Genomic DNA, 19,632 nt, shown 5'->3' on the forward strand with positions numbered 1-19,632 from the left:
CATGACCCGAGTTTCTGGACCCTTCACCAACGCCGGACGCGAGGTGGTCATCGCCGAGGCCGTGCGCACACCCATCGGGAAATCCCACCCTGAGAAGGGCTGGTTCCGCGACATCCATCCGAATGCGATGCTCGCCGCCTGCTACACCGACCTCATCGAGCGCTCCGGCCTGGCGCCGGCGGCGGTCGAGGATCTGATCATCGGCTGCACCGCTCCCTTCGGCGAGCAGTCGCGCAACATCGGTCGCAACGCGTGGCTGCAGGCCGGCTATCCGCCGGAGACCCCCGCCACGACTCTCGACCGACGGTGCGGGTCGGCGCAGACCGCCGTCAACTTCGCCGCGTCCCTGGTGGCCTCGGGGGTGCACGACGTGGTCATCGCGGGCGGTGTCGAGCACATGGGACATGTTCCGATGAACTCGCCGGCCAAGATCAGTGAACTGTACGGCGACCCGTGGCCGGCCGAACTGCGCGCCCGGTACGACTTCGTCGGGCAGGGCGAGAGCGCCGAACTCATCGCCGATCGGTGGGGCATCACCCGCACGCAGATGGACGAGTTCGCCGCCCGGTCGCATGCGCTGGCCGACGCCGCGGTCCGGGCGGGCCGCTTCGACGCCGAGATGGTCCGGATGGAGCTCGACGGGCAGGTCCGCCTGAGCGACCAGCCCATCCGCCCCGGCACCACCGTCGAGACTCTCGCCACGCTCAAGCCCGTGTTCCGCACGGAGAACGGGCGCGTCACGGCGGGCTCGTCGAGCCCGATCTGCGACAGCGCCGCAGCCGTTCTGTTGTGCACCCGCGAGGCCGCCGAGCGTCACGGACTGCGGATCCGCGCGCGGATCGCCGATCAGACGACCGTCGGCGTCGACCCGATCATCATGCTGACCGGGCCGATCCCGGCCACCCGCAAACTGCTCGAGCGCAACGGGCTCGGCGTCTCCGACATCGACCTGTTCGAGGTGAACGAGGCCTTCTCGTCGGTGGTGCTGGCCTGGCAGCAGGAACTCAAGCCCGACGAGGATCGGGTCAACGTCAACGGCGGTGCGATCGCGCTCGGACATGCCGTCGGCGCCACCGGTGCCCGGCTCATCGCGACGATCCTGGCCGAGATGGAACGCCGCGACACCGAGCTCGGTCTGGTCACCATGTGCTGCGGCGGGGGACTGGGCACCGGCACCCTCGTCGAGCGGGTCGACTGATGATCGACTTCGCGGCCCTGCTCACGCCCGGCTGCGGCGTGTGGTGGAGCCAGGCGGCCGCCGAGCCCCGTCCCTTGGTCGACGCGCTCCTGGAACAGGCGCCGAAGCTGGGCTCACTGCGGTTGTTCACCGGCCTCAGCTGGAACGACCAGTTGGCGGCCGCCATCTCCCCGGAGGCCACCATGGTCTCGTACGGGGCGCTCGGCGCACTCCGGCAGCTCAATGCGACGCACCAACTCGATGTGGTGCCGTGTCACTACTCGGCGCTGCCGCGGATGTTCGCCGAGCAGCGACTGCCGGTGGACGCAGGTCTGCTACAGGTCTCGCCGCCGGGGCCGGACGGGCGCTGCTCGCTCGGCATCGGCGTGGACTACATGGCCGACGCGCTCGCGCACACCGCGCTGCTGTTCGCCGAGATCAACGAACAGATGCCGGACGTGCCCGGCTCGCCGCGCATCCCGCTGAGCCGGTTCGCCGCGACGGTCACCACCGATCGGCCGCTGCAGGAGGAGTCGTCCCGGCCCGCGGGCGACGTCGACCGAGCCATCGCGGCGCACATCGCGGGTCTGGTGGACGACGGGGACACGATCCAGGTCGGCATCGGCTCCACCGGGGCCGCGGTCCTCGAGGCCCTGTCCGGGCACGCCGATCTCGGTGTCCACACCGGGATGATCTCCGACGGGATCATGCGCCTGATCGACAAGGGGGTGATCACCGGCGCGCGCAAGCAGATCGATGCCGGGCTGGCCGTCGCCGGCACCGCGCTCGGATCCACCGAACTGTACCGGCGGGCCGCCGGGCTGCCCGTCCGATTCCGTCCCACCAGTTACACGCATGCCCCGCAGGTGCTGTCCCAGCTGGGCTCCCTGGTCGCGGTCAACTTCGCGATCGAGGTGGACCTGACCGGTCAGGTGGGCGCCGAGGTCAGCCGGGGCACCTACCTGGGTGCGGTCGGCGGGCAGGTCGACTTCGCCCGCGCCGCCGGGCTGACCGGGAAGCTGTCGGTCATCGCGCTGCGCTCCACCATGCGGGGCCGCTCGTCGATCAAGTTCGCTCTCGACGAGGGGATCGTGACCACCGGGCGTGCCGATGTGGACTGCGTCGTCACCGAGCACGGGGTCGCGCACCTGCGGGGGCAGCCGCTGGCAGAGCGGCGGCGGCGGTTGATCGCCGTGGCCGCACCCGAGTTCCGCGAGGACCTGGAACGAACCGTCCGAGCCGCGTCCTGACCGACTCGGTCGGCGGACGCGCACATCACCGAGATACCCGGGGCGGGCAGAGCGCCCCGACCATCCGACGCCACAGAGCATCGACCCTAAGGAGCACATCATGAGTAATCGAGTCGCACTCGTCACCGGAGGCGCCGCAGGCATCGGGGAGGGGATCTCCCGCACGCTGGGAGCCAAGGGCTTCCGCGTCGCCGTCGCGGATCTGAATCTGGATGCGGCCAAGCAGGTCGCCGCGCAGATCGTCGAGGCCGGCGGCGAGGCCATCGCCGTGCCGATCGACGTCACCGACACCGCCTCGGTGAAGGCCGCGATCGACGCCGTCACCGAGCAGCTGGGCCCGGTCGAGGTAGCGGTGAACAATGCGGGGTGGGACGACTTCATGAAGTTCCTCGACACCGACGAGGACTTCTGGAACAAGATCCTCGACATCAACTTCAAGGGTTCGCTGCGCGTCAACCACACGGTGGTGCCGGGGATGATCGAGCGCGGATTCGGCCGGGTCATCAACATCGGTTCGGATGCCGGCCGGGTGGGCTCGTCGCTGGAGGCCGTGTACTCGGGCGCCAAGGGTGGCACCATCGCCTTCACCAAGACTCTGGCCCGCGAGGTCGCGACCAAAGGCGTCACCGCCAACACGGTCTGCCCCGGTCCCACCGACACTCCCGCGCTGCGCAAGTTCGCCGACAACTCCGGCCAGGACGCGGACAAGGTCCTCGGCGGAATGACGCGCGCGGTCCCGATGAAGCGGCTGGCCCAACCGTCCGACATCGCCGCCGCCGTCGCCTTCTTCGCCTCCGACGAAGCCGGTTACATCACCGGTCAGACGCTGTCGGTCAGCGGTGGACTGACGATGGCGTGAGGCCGGTCAGCACCTGACGACGAGACCGCCGGCCCGAAGCGCGAGCTTCCGGCCGGCGGCCGCGTCGTCGACATAGCCGACTCGGTGAGCGGCTCGGCCCACCTGTTCAGTCGGCCCGGTGGTTCACTCGGCCAGGTCGATCTCGGTGCGTTCCTCCACCTGGACGACGGCTTCGGCGTAGCCGTGGACGTGCTTGGTCATTCGGCGGGTGGCTGCGGCGGGATCGCCGGCGCGGATGGCGTCGGTGATCGTCTTATGCGCGCGGTAGGTGGTCTTGCGGACTTCGTCGTCGACGAAGGCTGTGTTCTCGGTGGAACTGTAGATCGCCTGCGACAACGCGGTCATGAACCCGGTCAGCAGTTCGTTGTGGCTGGCGGCAGCGACGGCCATGTGCCAGTCGACATTGGCCTTGAGGAAACTCTCCAAGGGACCCGACAGGTCGTTGATGATGACGTTCGCGGCGTCCATGGCGGCGAGGTCGTCGTCGGTCCGGTACTTGGCGGCGAGTCCGGCGCAGGCCGGCTCGATCGCCTCGCGCGTCTCCAGCAGTGCGGTCAGCCGCAACTGCTGGCCGCGGATCAGCAGGCTCACCGAGGAGGCGACCGACCCGCCGTCGGGCTGCTGAACGAAGGCGCCGCCCGAGCGGCCGGTCTTGATGACGACCAGGCCCTGGACCTCCAGGATTCGGAGCGCTTCGCGCACCGTGGTGCGGCTCATCCGCGTCTGGGTCACTAGTTCACGCTCCGGCGGCAGTGCGGTTCCGGTGGGGAAGTCGCCGCGGAGGATGCGTTCGCGCAAGTCGCTGGCGAGCACGTCCGAAGCCTTCGGTACCTGCATCGGTTCCAGTTGCACCGGTTCGCGAAGTACCTTCGTTCCAGTTCGAGCCTCAGGCATGTGGGTCCCCGTTTCGCAGTTATATGGTCATACCTAAGTTAGCATTCGCAACCTCCTTCAAGTGATGACGTGAGCGATCTAGCTGTCTGCTATATTGGTCGTACCAAACTGACCATTTAAGATCTCGTGATCTGATGGTCGCCCGCAGGCGACGACTCGGTTTCGGATCCGACCTGGCCGAGCGCCGAACTCTCAACGGAAGAGGACGCATGTCCGAGAATCTCGCAGATCAGAATCCCGCAGACGTCGTGACGTGGCGGACGGCCTCCCCGGGTGTCACCGTGGTCACGATGGCACGACCGCCCGCGAACGCCCTCGGCCCCGCCCTGCTCGACGGCCTGCACGCGGCGATGGACGCCGCCGAGAAGGTCGGCGACGTGAAGGTCATGATCATCACCTCGGCGCTCCCGGGGTTCTTCGCCGCGGGCGCCGACATCAAGCACCTCGGGACCATCGACGCCGACAGCTTCACCGCGTACGGCGACAAGATGCGGGCGGTCAACGACCGTCTCGCCGCCGCGCCGTGGATCTCCATCGCGGCGGTCGACGGCCTCGCACTCGGCGGCGGCCTGGAGCTGGCGATGGCCGCGACCCTCCGGGTCGGCGGTGCCGGGGGCAAGTTCGGCCTCCCCGAGGTCAAGATCGGCCTGATCCCCGGAGCGGGCGGCACGCAGCGCCTTCCGCGGCTGGTGGGACGCGGCCGCGCGTTGGACATCATGCTCACCGCGCGGCAGGTGCCCGCCGAGGAAGCCCACCGGATCGGACTGGTCGATCGGCTCGCCGACGGCGACGTGCTGGAGGCCGCCCTCGACTTCGCCGTCCAGATGCAGGGCGCCTCCCTACCCGCGCAATTAGCCGTCGTCCGGACGGTGGACGCTGCCTTCGATCAAACCCTGGCAGACGGCGCCGCCTACGAGGTCGCGCAGGAGCAGTCGTTGTTCGAGGCCGGCGAGGCGGCCGAGGGGATCGCCGCGTTCGTCGAGAAACGCAAGCCGCGGTTCGCCTGACTGGCGCCGAGAATGAGGGCCGGATGCGCAAGGCGCGCATCCGGCCCTCATTCGTGGAGCTGAGTGTTCGTCATCCTCCCGTCAGGCGGAGATGCCGCCGTTCGGGCTCACCACCTGGCCGGTGATGCGCCGCGCCTGCGGGCTGGCCAGGAACAGGATGAGGTCAGCGAGGTCCTCGGGTTCGGCCACGCCCAGGGCCGCCTGCGCGGTCGCCTTCTCGAACAGCCTGGAGCTGAAGGGGTCGTCCATGACGCGGTCGAATGAGCCGGTGTTGGCGATCAGTGACGGGGTGACGGTGTTGACGCGGACGCCGTCGCGCTTGGCCTCCATCGCGAGCGTCCGGGAGAACATGACGATTGCCGCCATGGCGGCGCCGATCACGGTCTCACCGGGGGTGGGGTACTTGGCGGCGTCGGAGGCCACATTGACGATGACCCCGCCGCGCCGTGCGCGCATGCCGGGCAGCACGGCGCGGCTCATGTTCATCGGACCCAGCGCCTGCTGCATGAGGATCGACGGAACGTCCGCCGGATCGATGTCGTGCAGCAGCCGCGGGGTGTAGGACGCCGCGGTGCTGTTGATCAGGATGTCGATGTCGCCCAACGAGGTGGTCACCTCGCCGGCGACCCGACCGGCCTCGGCTGGGTCGTTGGCGTCGCCGGCGATGAACATGGCCCACACGCCGGGCGCCAGTCCGCGGATCTCCTCGGCGGCGTGCTCGCCGCGCTCGGCGTTGCGGCCGATCAAGGCGATCCGCTGCGTGCCCGCGGCGACGAGTTGGCGTGCCACCTGGAGCCCGACACCGCTGGTTCCGCCGGTGATGCAGACGGTGGCGTCGGTGAGCGTGGGCACGCGGATTTCGGTCGGCGGGGTCATCGAATGCTCCTTTGCAGGGGGAGATCGACCGGTCCGCGGGCGCCGCCGTGGTGGTCTTGTCCGTGATGGTCGTGTTCGTGCTCGTGATCGAGGCGTCCGTCGCAGTCGGTGCAGTGGGGCACGCCTGCGCTCTTGTGGCGGTCGAAGTCGGCCGACGCCGACTCGTCGGCGGTCACGGGAAGATCTCGGCTGCCCGCCCAGTCGTCACGGGCCAGCAGGCCGGCGCCGTAGGCGCCCGCGATCTGTGGCGTGTCGAGTTGCTCGACGGGATTGCGGAGCACGGCGGCGATTGCCGCGCACGCCGCGGGGTTCTTCGCGACGCCGCCGGTGATCACGGTCGGGGTGGCGCGGCCGACCTGCGCCACCAGGCCGAGGGTGCGCGCCGCGACCGCCTTGTGCACCGAGGCGGCGATGTCGGCCTTGTCCTGCCCCTGCGCGAGCATCGAGATCACCTCGGTCTCGGCGAAGGTGGCGCACATGCTGCTGACCTCGAGATGATTGGATCCGGCGAGCGCCAGCTCGCCCACCTCGGCGATGTCGACCTCGAGGGCGCGGGCCAGGACGTCGAAGAACCGGCCGGTGCCGCTGGCACAGCGGTCGTTCATCGCGAACCGCTCCACCAGGCCCTCGTCGTCGACGATGATCGCCTTGCTGTCCTGACCGCCGATGTCGATCACGAGTCGCACTCCCGGGTGCAGAGCGGCCGCCCCGCGCGCGTGGCACGTGATCTCGGTGAAGCTCCGGTCGGCGCCGGGCACGAGTTTGCGCCCGTATCCGGTGCTGATCGTCCGCTTGATGTCCGACCGGGCGATGCCCGCGGCTGCGAGGGCCTCGTCGATCGCGCGGGTCACGGCCTCGCGGCTGACCGCCCCCATCTGGACGACGGACGACGCGCGCAGCGTGCCGGCCGAGTCGACGACGGCCGCCTTGGCGGTCGTCGACCCCAGATCGACACCCAGCACGAACCACTCGTCCATCGTGGTGCCCTTCGCTTTCGACCCCGGTCGGGCGGGGTCGCGTGGGACGTTCATCCCCGCGCCTTCATGCGCTGAACGTCGATGGCCTCCAACATCGCCTCCAAGCGGCTGTCGAACAGTTCGTCGTTATAGAACGACGCGTCGGCGACGTCGCCCTCGAAGAAGAACGACTTCACGCCGCGCTGCTCCTCGGCGGTCCGGGCGAGCATGGTCTGCGGGTTGGTCATGGCGCGGCAGGTGCGGGTGGAATGGAAGGCGATGCCGTCGATCGCGTACTCGTCGAGGCGACGCAGCAGCAGTTCCTGCAGGTTCTTCAGCCCGTGGTTCAGCGGGCACAGCAGGTAGTGCTGGGCCATGCCGAGCAGCGGGTTGTCGACGTCGATGAGCTGCGGCTCCTGCCAGAACGACTCATGGGTGTATCGGCCGGCTACCACCGCGACGTCGTACTCGGCGAACTTGCGGGTCAGGAAGCCCAGCTTGTTCCAGTTCATGATGCCGTCGAAGTAGACGCGGTACCGCTCGTTGTCGAGCGCGCTGACCCCGTCGTCGACTCGCTGCTGGATCTCGGCCTTGACCCCGGCGAAGTAGTCGACCAGATCCTGGTTGCCCGGGAGGAAGTTGATCGGGGCGATGCTGGCGACCCAGTCCCAGTAGGTGGCCGGCGTCGGGGCCTGCCTGCACAGCTCCATGCCCTCGAGGCGGAGCTCGGAGGCCTTCTTGATGTACGACATGCTCTCGCTGAGCTTGTCCCAGTCGAAGGGCCGTCCCGTCTGCTGCTCGAGGAACGAGATGAGTTCGCGCAGCTGGCCCTCGACGTACTTGCTGACCTCGACCCACTCCTCTCCGCGCATGTAACCGGCGTCGGGCTTGTTGCCCCACAGCATCGGCATCGACACGTTGAACAGCGGCAGCTTGCGGTCGAAGACGCGGTAGGTCATGGCGTCCCACTGCTGGCCGGTGCTGCAGCCGGCGTATCCGTTGACGAAGAAGTCGGGGGCGGGCAGCTTGCTGGCGAGCTCCTGCTGATCGTGCAGGCCGACGACGCCGGTCTCCTTCTGGCTGGCTGACTGGTGGGTCAGGACGGCACAGCCGAGGTGGGTGCGGGCGTAGGAGCACAGCTCGCCGATGTAGCCGTACTCGGCACCGGCGGCCTGCGCGGGCTCCTCCAGGTGCTGGGCGGCGAGGCGGGCGGCGAAGGCCTCGCCGTGGCACCATTCCAGCCCCGCGGCCTGGAAGATCGGGTTGAGGGCGGCGCCGTTGTACCAGACGACGTGCTTGCCGCGTTCCCTCGCGGTGAAGATGTTCTCCCAGTAGTCGGCGACGAGCTTGCCGCCGACTTTGGTGCTGGAGAGGCGGTTGGCCTTGCCTTTGGCGGGCGATGCGGTGGTCATGGGGAAGTCCTTTGCGCTGGTCTGTGTCGGTGTGGTGGCTGTCGAGGGGCGGCGGACGCGCCGTGGCCGGTCAGGACGCGATGGTCGCGGGCTGTCGGCGGATTCGCTCGACGAACGTCTCGATCCGGGTCCGCAAGGTCTCGACGGGATTGCCCTCATGCTCGGTTTCGATGAGCAGCAGCGGAATGCCGCGCGGCTCGAGCGCCTTGCGCAGTTCGGGGTAGTAGAGCATGTGCGGTTCACAGAACTTCGCCATCAAGACCACGACGCCCTGGGCGCGGCTGGCTCGCAGCGAGTCGATCAGGTAGGTGTCCCAGTCCACCTGGACGGTCACGCGCGTCGGGCACGGGGCGGAGACGTTGCGGTCGAGATACCACTCGGCGAGGTCGTCGAACGGGTCGTCGGACTCGGGGACGTCGGTGGAGATGTACCGGAATCCGGTGAACAGGTCGTCGTCGACGACCAACGCGCCAGCCTCTTCGATCACGTCGAGGATCTCCGGCTTCGGCGCATGACAGAAGTGGCCGGACAGGTGCAGCCGCACCACGTCCTCGGCCGCTTCGTCGGAGGGGCTCAGCTCTGCCAAGATCTGCTTCAGCGCGGCGGTGTGCTCGTCGATGTCCATCACCATCGACGACTTCACCAGGGTCTGGACCTGAGTCGGGGTGATCCGCACCCGGCCGCTGCGTCGGAGCTCGTAAAGGTCGCGCAGCAATCGTCGGTTCTCGTTGAACGCCGCGATGCTCGCCGACACGGCCTCGGAGGTGATGGCGGTGCCCGTCGTGTGCTCGATGTCCTTGACCAGCTCATCGATCCGACTGTGCACGCGGGGCTTGGTCCACGGATCATCCATGGAACTGGTGAACTGCGCGAAGTGGACGGGAGCCTGCGGTCGGGCCCAGCGAATCACGTCGACCGCGCCCAGCAGCTGCACGCAGTGATCCGCGGTGACGAAGGCGTCGAAGACGTCGAGTTCGCCGAGCGCCGCTTGGTCGGCGACGCTGCGGGTGTAGCCGCAGTAGAACTCGGCCAGCAGGCTGCGTCCCTCGGAGATCGGCGTGGAACTCTCCTGCACGATCACCGGCAGGGCACCGGACGCGTGGACCAGTTCGGATGGGAAGTTCATCGGGAACGAGGCGATGGCCGGGCGGTGGTGCTCGGCCTTCCACCGTGCGGCGTAGGCGGCCGGGTCGTCGGCGGCCGCCTGCAGGGTCGCCATCACGTGGGGATTCAGCTCGGTCATGGGGCTCCTCGGTTCTGCTCGGTCGCGGGTTCTGCTCAGGCGCATCGTCTGGGGGACTCGGGTGCGGTTCGGTTCGCTGCGGGATCGGTGTCGAGCGGTGCCTCGCGTTCCCTTCTGATACTACAAGATATGACAGGAAGTTGCTATAACTGTCAAATATCAACGAAAGGGTGATTCGAATGGCAGTGCAGCGAACCGACGGGGTCCTCGACGGGTTGCGAGTGGTCGAACTCGCAGGCATCGGCCCCGCTCCGCATGCGGCGATGATGCTGTCCGACCTGGGAGCCGAGGTGGTCCGGGTGGAGAGGCCCGGGGGTGTCAATCAGCTCGTTCCGGTGGAGTCGGACGCGGGATTGCGCAATCGTTGTTCGGTGGCCGCCGACCTCAAGGATCCGGCCGGGTTGGAGTCGGTGCTGGCGTTGATCGATCGGGCCGACGTCCTCCTCGAGGGCTATCGGCCGGGCGTCGCGGAACGCATGGGCGTGGGGCCGGACGTGTGCTGCGAGCGCAACCCGCGTCTGGTGTATGCGCGCATCACCGGATGGGGACAGACCGGCCCGATGGCGGCCCAGGCCGGCCATGACATCAACTATCTGGCGCTGACCGGTGCGCTCGACGCGATCGGCCGTGCCGGCGAACGGCCGCTGGCGCCGCTGAATCTGGTCGCCGACCTCGGCGGCGGGTCGATGTTCGCGATCTCGGGGATCCTGTCCGCGCTCTACGCGCGGGAACGCACCGGGCGGGGGCGCATCGTCGACGCCGCGATGATCGACGGTGTCAGCACGTTGATGACGATGTTCTGGACGCTGACCGAGAACGGCCGCTGGGCACCCGAGCGCGGCACGAACGTCATCGACGGAGCCGCACCCTTCTACGACACGTACGAATGCGCGGACGGCGGCCACGTCGCGGTCGGCGCCATCGAGCCGCCCTTCTACGCGCAGTTGCTCGACGGTCTGGGATTGACGGACGCGGAACTGCCCGCCCAGTACGACGAGTCGTGCTGGCCGCTGCTACGCGCCCGCTTCGCCGAGGTCTTCGCAACCCGGTCCCGGGACGAGTGGGCCGACGTGTTCGCCCGGCGCGACGCATGCGTGACACCGGTCCTCGCGCTCACCGAGGTGGCCGACCACCCGCACATCAGGGAACGCGGCACCATCGTCTCCGAGTTCGGACAGCGTCAGCCCGCGCCCGCGCCGCGGTTCGCGACCGTCGGAGCCGACGTCGCTGGCGGAGCCGAATGCGCCGTGGCCCGCGGGTACACCCGGCCGAGGGTGCCGGGGGAGGACACCGCTCAGGTCTACGCCGACTGGGGCGTCACCGTGCCGGGAGCTGGCGGCGGTGCGGGTCGATAGGTGACGATGGTGGCCATGACTGACTCGACCAGCGGCGCCACTCGGCAGGCGTCCGGATCCGCACGGTCGGTTCTGATCACCGTGCTCGGTGAACTCGTCGAACCGCTCGGCGACCGGCCGGTCCGGACCGCGGCCCTCGTGTACGTTCTCAAGGGCCTCGGATTCTCCGAGCACGCCGCCCGGCAGGCGATCGCCCGCACCGGCTCGGCGGATTTCATCACCCCGATCCGCGACGGCCGCGAGACGCTGTGGGAGCTCACCGACAAAGCGCACCGGCTGTTCACCGAAGGTGACATCCGGGTGTTCTCGTTGGATCTCGACGTGACGCAGTGGGACGGACGCTGGCTGGTGGTGAGCGTGTCGATCCCCGAATCGCATCGATCGGCTCGCAAGCGGCTCTACGCGGCGTTGCAGTGGGCCGGTCTGGGGAACCCCGCTCCGGGCGTCTGGGTCACGCCGCACACCGGAAGAGCGTCCGAGGTCGCACGCAGCATCGACGAATTGGGCCTGACGCCCAACACCGTCTCCGTGGCGGGCGAGCTGGCGGTCGCCGGAGTCTCCGAAGCCGAGCTCGTCGAGCGATCGTGGGATCTCGTGGCGGCTGAGGAGGCCTACGATGACCTGCTCGACCGCTTCGACGGCCGGCATTTCGAATCCGGCGACGAGCAGCTGTTCGCGCACCTCGAACTCGCCGACGCCCTGCGCCGCATGGCCTACATGGATCCCCGGCTGCCGGAGGTGTTGTTGCCCGAGTGGCCCGGCCTGCCCGCGGCCAAACGGCTGCGAGACCTCCGCACCGCGTGGAGCCCGGCCGCGCATGCGCGATGGTGGGAGATCGCCGGGCGGTAGGCGTCGGTTGTGACACACGAGACATTTAAGGTCCAACCATTTTGGTGGGCGTGGTTTCATGTTCTCATGAGTAATGTGTCGACGCCGGTCGGGGAATCGCCGGGCGGTCGGTTCGACGCATCCGATCGGATCGAAAGGTGGCATCGATGACTCTCGCCGGCGAGGCCTACGAGCTCCGGAGTGTCGTGAACCTGCGAGATCTCGGCGGACTGCCGACCCGGACCGGGCGGACGGCCTCGGGAATCCTGCTTCGCAGCGATGCCCCGTACCGCGGCGATGCCATGCCGAACATCGCCGACTGGCCGCCCGCGACGGTCGTCGACTTGCGTGATCGGGCCGAGGGATCCGGGGACGCCTACGTGTGGCCCGACGAGGTCGAGGTGATCAGCCACCCGGTCTTCACCGGTGCGCGGATCGATCGTTCGGCGGAGCGGCCGCTCATCGACGTCTACCGGACGGTGTTGGACACCGCCGCGCACCGCGTGGTGGAGGCGATCGGCAACTACAGCGAGTCGGGTGCGACGGTCGTTCACTGCGCGGCGGGGAAAGATCGGACGGGCATCGTGGTCGCGGTGTCGCTGATGGTCGCCGGCGTCGATCCGGATGCGATCGTGGCCGATTATCAACGCACCGAGGACGCGATCGGCGATGTGTACCGTCGGATGCGAGAGCGCCGCAAGCTCTTCGCGGACGTCCAGCCCGACGATCAGATACTCCGCACCCCGCGTGCCGCGATCGACTTGGTGCTGGAGACGGTCGACGGCGCCGCAGGCGGGGCGCGTGGTTGGTTCGAGAACCACGGCGGGGACCTGGGCCGGCTGGAGCGTTGGCTCGATCGATTCACCGCAGCACCTTGATCCACCCAGCACCTTGATCCGCCCAGCACCTTGATCCGCCCGCTGATCCGAGCCGACGAATCCGCCCGGGTCAGAGCTCGAGGACCAACTTGCCGCCTCGGCATCGGGAGACGCAGATCATCATCGACTCGTTGGCCTCCTGCTCGTCGGGCGTGAGGACGACGTCGCGGTGGTCGACGTCCCCGGAGATCACCAACGTCTCGCAGGAGCCGCAGGTCCCCTCGGCGCATGAGTTGGGAACCAGCACGCCGACGTCGTTGGTGACGACGTCCAAGATCGACCGATCAGGCGGGACCTCGACTGTCACACCGGTTTCGGTCAACTCGACCTCGAACGAGGCATTCGTCGACTCGTCGATGTCCGCCGCAGAGAAGTGCTCCATCTGAACCGACCCGTCGGGCCACGAGTCACACCGCGTCTGGACGGCGTCCAGCAGGGCTTCGGGTCCGCAGCAGTAGACGAGGGTGTCCTCGGCCGGCGTATCGAGCAGTCCGGGCAGATCGATACGCCCGGACTCGTCCTCGGGCCAAAAAGTCACCCGATCGCCCCAGGCCGCCAGTTCGTCCCGATAGCTCATCGACGTCAACGACCGTCCGCCGTACACCAGTCGCCACGGGGTCCCGGCGTCATCGGCGGCCCGGATCATCGGAATCAGCGGGGTGACGCCGATGCCGCCCGCGATGAAAAGGTAGCGGTCCGACGAATGGAGCGGGAAGTGGTTGCGCGGCCCCTGGACCGACACGTGGTCGCCGACTCGGAGTTCTTCGTGGATCCGGCGCGAGCCGCCGCGTCCCTCCGCTTCGCGCAGCACCGCGATGCGGTAGGTTCGCCGCTGCCTTGGGTCACCGCACAACGAATACTGTCGGACGAGCCCGTCGGCGAGGACGATGTCGATGTGTGCGCCCGGCGCCCACTCCGGGAGATCGGCACCGCTGTCAGATGCGAGGGTGAGTTCGACGACGTCGTCGGCGACTGTGCGGCGATCAGTGATCTGCAGGGTCAGTGCGGATGTGCCGTCGTCGTCGGGTGTGGGAGTTTCGCCGGCCGGCGAGATGTCGGTGGTTCGAGGGAGTTCGATGGTGTTCGTCATTTGTTCCTGCAATCAGTTCTGGTGCTCGCCGGGGGTCTCACGCGTGCTCGACTCGGCGTCGTCGGGGCCGTCGTCGATCAGCGACAGTGCGGCGTTGGGGCAGCCGCTCACCGCGCGCCTCACGTCCCGGAGGTCGTCGTCGCCGACGGTGTCGCGGAGGATCTGCATCTCGCCCTCGTCGTTGACCTCGAAGTACGCCGGCGCTATGGCCTCGCAGTTGCCCAGGGCGGTGCATTTGGTCCGATCGACGGTGACTCTCATCGGTTCTCTCCATTCTCAGCGGCGGCGGTCCACTGGTCGATGATCAGTAATTCGGGAAGCACGGTCTCGATCGCGTCGGCCGCGTCGGCTGCCGATGGTGTGACATCGCCGAGCCAGACGCACCCGGTGGTGCCGTCGATGGTGATGGTGTCGCCCGGGTGGATGGTGGTCCCGGTGGAGCTGATCAGGCGATCTCGGCTGAAGTCCAGGTCATGGGCGCCGACGACGGCGGCGATGCCCCAGCCGCGTGCGACCACTGCCGCGTGGCTGACGAGCCCGCCCCGGGTGGTCAGCAGCCCCACGGAGGCGGCCATGCCCGCGACGTCCTCCGGGCAGGTCTCGGGTCGCACGAGGATGACGTCGTCCTCGGCTTCGATGGCGTCGGCACTGGTGAAGACCGCTCGGCCGACCACCCGGCCCGGGGAGGCACCGAGTGCCCGGGTGATCACGGTCGGGGCGACGGACTCGTCGTCGGCCTGCGCCAAGGCCTCGGCGCGCGCTCGGTCTCGGGTCTCGACAGGCACCCGACGCAGAACCTCGCCGGGGGTCAGCCGAATCGACGGGTCGGCGGCCAGGTCGACGGCGATGCGGACCGCCGCGGTGGCGCCGCGTTTGCCGACGCGCGTCTGCAGGAGCCACAGCTTGCCGTCCTCGACGGTGAACTCGACATCGCACATGTCGCGGAAGTGGTGTTCGAGGCGTTCGAGGGTCTCCGTCAATTCTCGGTAGACCGAGGGCTGCAGATCGGCAAGTTCGGCGACGGCCAGTGTCTTGGCCGAGCCGGAGACCACGTCCTCGCCTTGGGCCATCGGCAGGTAGTCGCCGTAGATCTCGTCGGCGCCGGTCGACGGGTTGCGTGTGAAGACCACCCCGGTGCCCGAGGTGGTGCCGCGGTTGCCGAAGACCATCGCTTGCACGGTGACCGCCGTACCGAGGTCGGGATCGATGTTCTCCCGCTCCCGGTAGGTCTGAGCGCGAGGGGTGTGCCACGACCGGAAGACTGCCTCGACTGCTTCGGTGAGTTGCACCATCGGATCGGCGGGCACGGGGACTCCGGCCAACGAGGTGATCGCCGTCTGCAGATCGCGCACATGTCTTCGCAGGCCGCTGCCCCGCGGTGGGGTGGCGCTGCGCAGCGAGTCGCCGTCGACGCCCATCACCGTCACCGCGTACATGGTGAGGAACCGCCGATAACTGTCCCAGGCGAACTCGTCATTGCCCGCCGTCTCCGCGAGGCCCTCGACGGTCTCGTCGTTGAGGCCGAGGTTGAGGACCGTGTCGAGCATCCCCGGCATCGAGACCGGTGCGCCGCTGCGGACCGCGACGAGCAACGGGTCGTGCGGGTCCCCGAGTCGGCGCCCCATCTGCTCGCCGAGCTCATCGGCGAAGTGGGCGAGGGTCTGCTCCAGCGTGTCCGGCCGGCCCCGAGTGAGGTACTCCCGGCAGACCGGCACCGACACGGTGAATCCCGGTGGGACGCACAGTCCCAGCTCCGTGGTCATCTCGGCGAGACCTGCGCCCTTGCCTCCCAGGAGCTGGGTCAGTTCGTAGTGCGGAAGGTTGTGGCGGTGATTGAAATGAAAGACCGCGTCACGCAGATCGCCGGCTTCGGGACGGGTCTCGGTGGCGACGGGATCTGTCAGGGGGATGGTCATATGACCTCCTTGGTCGTACCTTTCTAAATGGTTGACAGAAACGTACCACGGTCGTAGCGTGATGAGAAGTACCTCATATCTAGGACTGGAAGTGATCAACGTGACAACTGCCGAAGCCGCTCGCACGGTCGACCTGATGGACCTCTCGATCTTCCGGGAAGACCGTGACCTGCCGGTCCTCGACGAACTGCGTGCGAATGACCCGGTGCACTGGAACGCCCCGTCGGAGCGCGGTCCCGGATTCTGGGCGCTGACTCGGCACGCGGACGTGAAGGCCGCCGCGTCTGACAACGCGCGCCTCTCGTCGGCGTCCGGGACCCAGATCGTCGACCGCAAGGTGGAGGGAAAACTCGCCAGCCTCCATAACATGGACGACCCGGAGCACGCGGCAATGCGCAAGATCACCCTGCCGCACCTGCGTGCGATCAAGATCAAGCAATGGCAGGAGGCCATCGACGAGTCCGTCGCCACGCTGCTCGACGGAGCCGCGCAGATCGGCGGCGAGTTCGACATGGTTCACGAGGTCTCGGCGCGGCTTCCGATGCTGGTGCTCTCCCGCGTCATGGGGGTGCCGGCCGCGGATGGTCCCAAGATGGTCGACTGGACTAACCGTTTGACCAGTTCGGACCCGGACGACGCGGTCGATGCGAGCCAGCTCGCCGTTGCTCGCGACGAGGTCATGGCGTACTTCGAGAAGCTGACCGAACAGCGCAGGCGCGAGCCGACCAATGACCTCATCAGCGTTCTGGCCAATGGGGAGGTCGACGGTCGACCACTGACCTGGGAAGAACTCGCGGCCTATTACATCCTGCTGGTCGCGGCAGGCAACGAGACGGTCCGGCACGCGACGTCGGGTGGCACGCTGCTGTTCCACCGACACCCGGAGGTCTGGCGCGAGTTGCAGCAGGACCCCACTCAGCTCAACGGCGCGGTCGAGGAAGTCGTTCGCTGGGTCAGCCCGGTCGCCGCTTTGAGCCGCACCGCGGTCGAGCCGCTGACGATCGGCGACAAGGAGATCGCCGCAGGCGACAAGGTGGTCCTGTGGTTCGCCGGTGCCAATCACGATCCGGACGCCTTCGAGGATCCGCACGAGTTCCGGATCGGCCGCTCGTCCAACGATTCCATGGCGTTCGGCTGGGGCGTCCATTTCTGTCTGGGGGTGCACTTGGCCCGCGCCGAACTGCGGACCTTCTTCGGCCAGGCAATCAAGCGAGGTGTCAGCTTCGAAGTCACCGGTGATCCGGTCCGGGTGAATCACAACATCTTCCGAGGCTGGACCCAGATCCCGGTCCACCTGCGCCAGGCCCGGTGATCGAGATGGTCACCTCGATCGACCAACCGTCGCCGCCGTCGGTCGCCGACCACGCGGTCCGGATGGACTCGCTCTACGTCAACGGCGAATGGGTGGCGCCGACCGGCCGGGACCGGATCCCGGTCGTCAACCCGGCCACCGAGCAGATCATCGGCTCGATCGTCGACGCCGACGAGACTGACGTTGCGGCGGCATTCGCCGCCGCCCGAGAGGCGTTGTCGGCGTGGAGCGCGCGGCCCGTCGACGAACGGGCGGATTACCTGGATGCGCTCGCCGATGCGCTGCACGACCGCGGCGAGGAACTCGCGGCGCTGGCCACCGCGGAGATCGGGATGCCGCTCGCCGAGTCTCGCGGTGTGCAGGCGGCCCTGCCCGAGCAGGTGCTCCGCAGCACCGCCGACGCGGCGCGCCGGCTGGACTGGGAGTACCGGGACGCCTCTGGCAGCACGGTCCTTCGCGAGCCCGTGGGCGTGGTGCTCGGTATCACGCCGTGGAACTTCCCGGTGCACCAGCTGGTCGCCAAGCTCGCCCCGGCGCTGGCCGCCGGCTGCACGATCGTCCTCAAGCCCGCCGAACTGACCCCGCTCAACGCGCTGTTCCTCGCCGGACTCTGCGAGGCCGTCTCGCTGCCGCCCGGCGTGGTCAACCTGGTCACCGGCCGCGGCGCCACCACCGGCGAGCTTCTGGTCCAGTCGCAGGCCTACGACATGGTGTCCTTCACCGGGTCGCTGCGGATCGGGCGGCACATCGGAGCGGTCGCCGGCGACCGGATCGTCCGGGCGACCCTGGAGCTCGGCGGCAAATCACCGGCCGTCGTCATGGATGACGCCGACCTCGAGGAGGCGGTGCGGACGACGGTGAAGAACTGCTTCACCAACGCCGGCCAAAAATGCAACGCGCCCACGCGCCTCATCGTGCCCGAAGCCCGTCGCGCGCAGGCGATGACGATCGCGACCGAGGCGGCGGCCGCCTACCGACTCGGCGACCCGCTCGACGCCGAGACCACCATGGGGCCGCTCGCCTCCGAAGTGCAGCGCGACAAGGTGCTCTCGTATGTCGAGGGGGCGCGGTCCCGGGGCGCCCGCGTGACCGGTGGTCGGCCTGCCGACCGCGATCGCGGCTACTTCGTCGAACCGGCCGTGATTACGGATGTCGCGCACACCGATCCGGTGGTGCGGGAAGAGATCTTCGGACCGGTCCTGGTCCTGCTCGGCCATGACGGCGAGGAGGACGCGATCCGGATCGCCAACGACACCCCCTATGGCCTGTCGGCCGAAGTGTGGTCGGCCGACGCGGCGCAAGCCGATCGTCTGGCCCGGGCGATTCGTGCCGGACAGGTTCGGATCAACGGCGTCAGATCGCCGAATCCGCCGATCGCGCCCTTCGGCGGATACAAGGCCTCCGGACTCGGTCGCGAACTCGGCCGGTTCGGAATCGATGAGTACCTCGAAGTCAAAGCAGTCCTGGGCTCACCCAGCCGAGTGAAGGAGAATTGAGTGCGCGCCGCAGTGATCTGGGAGGCCGACGGTCCCTTCGAAGTACGCGCCGACGCCACCCGCGCCCCGGCCGGGACCGGACAGGTCGCAGTGCGCATCCGCGCCGCAGGCGTCTGCCAGACGGACATGTCCCTGGCCGCCGGCGCCTTTGGTCAGCCGATGCCGGTCGTCCTCGGGCATGAAGGGGCGGGCGAGGTCGTCGAAGTGGGGGCCGAGGTGACCGGGGTGTCGGTCGGCGACCGAGTGCTCATCACCTGGGTGCCGCCGTGCGGGCACTGCTACCACTGCATCCGCCACGAACCCTACATCTGCGCGAACCGGAAACGGTCCAGCGAACAGGCGAATCAGTCCGGCCTCGCGGTCACCGGCACCCAGGTGCACGTCGGCCTGGGAACCGGCACGTTCGCCGAGGAGACCGTGGTCCCGGTCACCGGAGTGATTCCGCTGCCCGCCGACATCCCGTTCGAGCTCGCGGCGCTACTCGGCTGCGCAGTGCCCACCGGCTTCGGTGCCGCCGTGAACTCGGCGCGGGTGGAGCCGGGGGACTCAGTATTGGTGATCGGTTGTGGTGCAGTGGGATTGAGCGCGATCCAAGGTGCCCGGATCGCCGGTGCCGCAGAACTCGTCGCGGTCGACCCGCAGGCAGACAGGCAGACCCGCGCCATGAGCTTCGGTGCGACCCACGCGCTGGGAACCGATGCAGATCCGCGGGAGGCGCTCACCGACGCGCCGGGCTTCGACGTGGTGATCGACGCCGTCGCCAACGCGAAGACCATCACGGCCGCGTGGCGGGCGGCCCGCCGGGGCGGCCGCATCGTCGTCGTCGGGGCCGGACGTCCCGAGGAACGAGTGGAGCTGACGGCACAGGAGCTCTTCCACGACGAGAAGAAGCTCATCGGTTCGTACTACGGATCGTCGGACATGCGCCGCGAGGTGCCGCGTCTGATCGCGCTGTGGCGAGCCGGACGTCTCGACCTGGCCGGCATGGTCGACGCGGTCGTCGACCTCGAGCACATCAACGACGTCGCCGCCGATCAACGGGCCGGCCGCTCGCTGCGAACCATGCTCAGCCTCTGACCATCA

18 protein-coding genes are annotated in these 19,632 nt (G+C 68.5%); 10 read left to right on the forward strand and 8 right to left on the reverse strand.

The annotated features are described in order from the left end of the window. The first annotated feature begins 1 nt into the window (after position 1). From AAFO60_RS17595 to AAFO60_RS17605, 3 genes are all read left to right on the forward strand, one after another. Complete coding sequence (locus tag AAFO60_RS17595; protein WP_347957533.1) at positions 2 to 1,198, forward strand: thiolase family protein; 1,197 nt, start codon at positions 2 to 4, stop codon at positions 1,196 to 1,198. After that, the gene (locus AAFO60_RS17600) at positions 1,198 to 2,427 is read left to right on the forward strand and encodes an acetyl-CoA hydrolase/transferase family protein (RefSeq protein WP_347957534.1); all 1,230 of its coding nucleotides are present in this window, start codon (positions 1,198 to 1,200) and stop codon (positions 2,425 to 2,427) included. Before AAFO60_RS17595 ends, AAFO60_RS17600 begins: the two co-directional genes overlap by 1 nt. A 100-nt stretch (positions 2,428 to 2,527) precedes the next feature. Next, positions 2,528 to 3,286, forward strand: a complete 759-nt coding sequence (locus AAFO60_RS17605) for an SDR family NAD(P)-dependent oxidoreductase (protein ID WP_347957535.1) — start codon at positions 2,528 to 2,530, stop codon at positions 3,284 to 3,286. Positions 3,287 to 3,409: 123 nt separating this feature from the next. Here the strand turns inward: AAFO60_RS17605 and AAFO60_RS17610 are convergent, their stop codons facing one another. Beyond that, positions 3,410 to 4,123, reverse strand: coding sequence for a FadR/GntR family transcriptional regulator (locus AAFO60_RS17610; RefSeq protein ID WP_347957536.1), 714 nt, complete (start codon positions 4,121 to 4,123; stop codon positions 3,410 to 3,412). A 266-nt stretch (positions 4,124 to 4,389) separates the two neighbouring features. Here AAFO60_RS17610 and AAFO60_RS17615 point away from each other — a divergent pair, with 266 nt between their 5' ends. Next, positions 4,390 to 5,187, forward strand: coding sequence for an enoyl-CoA hydratase/isomerase family protein (locus tag AAFO60_RS17615; protein WP_347957537.1), 798 nt, complete (start codon positions 4,390 to 4,392; stop codon positions 5,185 to 5,187). A gap of 81 nt (positions 5,188 to 5,268) precedes the next feature. Here the strand turns inward: AAFO60_RS17615 and AAFO60_RS17620 are convergent, their stop codons facing one another. The 4 genes from AAFO60_RS17620 to AAFO60_RS17635 form a co-directional block, all read right to left on the reverse strand. Further along, a complete protein-coding gene (locus AAFO60_RS17620) occupies positions 5,269 to 6,063 on the reverse strand; it encodes an SDR family NAD(P)-dependent oxidoreductase (RefSeq protein ID WP_347957538.1) in 795 nt (264 codons plus the stop codon). After that, a complete protein-coding gene (locus tag AAFO60_RS17625) occupies positions 6,060 to 7,040 on the reverse strand; it encodes an acyl-CoA dehydratase activase (RefSeq protein WP_347957593.1) in 981 nt (326 codons plus the stop codon). Before AAFO60_RS17625 ends, AAFO60_RS17620 begins: the two co-directional genes overlap by 4 nt. 50 nt (positions 7,041 to 7,090) lie before the next feature. After that, a complete protein-coding gene (locus tag AAFO60_RS17630) occupies positions 7,091 to 8,431 on the reverse strand; it encodes a 2-hydroxyacyl-CoA dehydratase subunit D (protein ID WP_347957539.1) in 1,341 nt (446 codons plus the stop codon). A gap of 70 nt (positions 8,432 to 8,501) precedes the next feature. Then, a complete protein-coding gene (locus tag AAFO60_RS17635) occupies positions 8,502 to 9,674 on the reverse strand; it encodes a 2-hydroxyacyl-CoA dehydratase subunit D (RefSeq protein ID WP_347957540.1) in 1,173 nt (390 codons plus the stop codon). 179 nt (positions 9,675 to 9,853) lie between these two features. Here AAFO60_RS17635 and AAFO60_RS17640 point away from each other — a divergent pair, with 179 nt between their 5' ends. From AAFO60_RS17640 to AAFO60_RS17650, 3 genes are all read left to right on the forward strand, one after another. Then, the gene (locus AAFO60_RS17640) at positions 9,854 to 11,029 is read left to right on the forward strand and encodes a CaiB/BaiF CoA transferase family protein (protein ID WP_347957541.1); all 1,176 of its coding nucleotides are present in this window, start codon (positions 9,854 to 9,856) and stop codon (positions 11,027 to 11,029) included. 6 nt (positions 11,030 to 11,035) lie between these two features. Next, positions 11,036 to 11,878: a PaaX family transcriptional regulator C-terminal domain-containing protein gene (locus AAFO60_RS17645; protein WP_424306874.1), complete on the forward strand. Its 843-nt coding sequence runs from the start codon at positions 11,036 to 11,038 to the stop codon at positions 11,876 to 11,878. Between the two features lie 146 nt (positions 11,879 to 12,024). Next, a complete protein-coding gene (locus tag AAFO60_RS17650) occupies positions 12,025 to 12,735 on the forward strand; it encodes a tyrosine-protein phosphatase (protein ID WP_347957543.1) in 711 nt (236 codons plus the stop codon). 70 nt (positions 12,736 to 12,805) lie between these two features. Here the strand turns inward: AAFO60_RS17650 and AAFO60_RS17655 are convergent, their stop codons facing one another. The 3 genes from AAFO60_RS17655 to AAFO60_RS17665 are packed head-to-tail and all read right to left on the reverse strand — an operon-like array spanning position 12,806 to position 15,741. Then, positions 12,806 to 13,825, reverse strand: coding sequence for a PDR/VanB family oxidoreductase (locus tag AAFO60_RS17655; protein WP_347957544.1), 1,020 nt, complete (start codon positions 13,823 to 13,825; stop codon positions 12,806 to 12,808). Between the two features lie 12 nt (positions 13,826 to 13,837). After that, complete coding sequence (locus tag AAFO60_RS17660; RefSeq protein WP_347957545.1) at positions 13,838 to 14,086, reverse strand: ferredoxin; 249 nt, start codon at positions 14,084 to 14,086, stop codon at positions 13,838 to 13,840. Continuing rightward, positions 14,083 to 15,741, reverse strand: coding sequence for a PEP/pyruvate-binding domain-containing protein (locus tag AAFO60_RS17665; RefSeq protein WP_347957546.1), 1,659 nt, complete (start codon positions 15,739 to 15,741; stop codon positions 14,083 to 14,085). The genes AAFO60_RS17660 and AAFO60_RS17665 overlap by 4 nt, the downstream gene beginning before the upstream one ends. Positions 15,742 to 15,841: 100 nt before the next feature. Between AAFO60_RS17665 and AAFO60_RS17670 the strand changes: the two genes are divergently transcribed. From AAFO60_RS17670 to AAFO60_RS17680, 3 genes are read left to right on the forward strand one after another with little or no spacing between them, the layout of a single operon-like run. After that, complete coding sequence (locus tag AAFO60_RS17670) at positions 15,842 to 17,053, forward strand: cytochrome P450 (protein WP_347957547.1); 1,212 nt, start codon at positions 15,842 to 15,844, stop codon at positions 17,051 to 17,053. A gap of 5 nt (positions 17,054 to 17,058) precedes the next feature. Continuing rightward, positions 17,059 to 18,549 carry an aldehyde dehydrogenase family protein gene (locus tag AAFO60_RS17675; RefSeq protein ID WP_347957548.1) on the forward strand — a complete coding sequence of 497 codons (1,491 nt, stop codon included), beginning with the start codon at positions 17,059 to 17,061 and terminating at the stop codon, positions 18,547 to 18,549. Further along, positions 18,550 to 19,626 carry a Zn-dependent alcohol dehydrogenase gene (locus AAFO60_RS17680; protein ID WP_347957549.1) on the forward strand — a complete coding sequence of 359 codons (1,077 nt, stop codon included), beginning with the start codon at positions 18,550 to 18,552 and terminating at the stop codon, positions 19,624 to 19,626. Positions 19,627 to 19,632: the final 6 nt, after the last annotated feature.

The organism is Gordonia aichiensis (genome assembly GCF_039946255.1).
GTDB lineage: Bacteria > Actinomycetota > Actinomycetes > Mycobacteriales > Mycobacteriaceae > Gordonia > Gordonia aichiensis_A.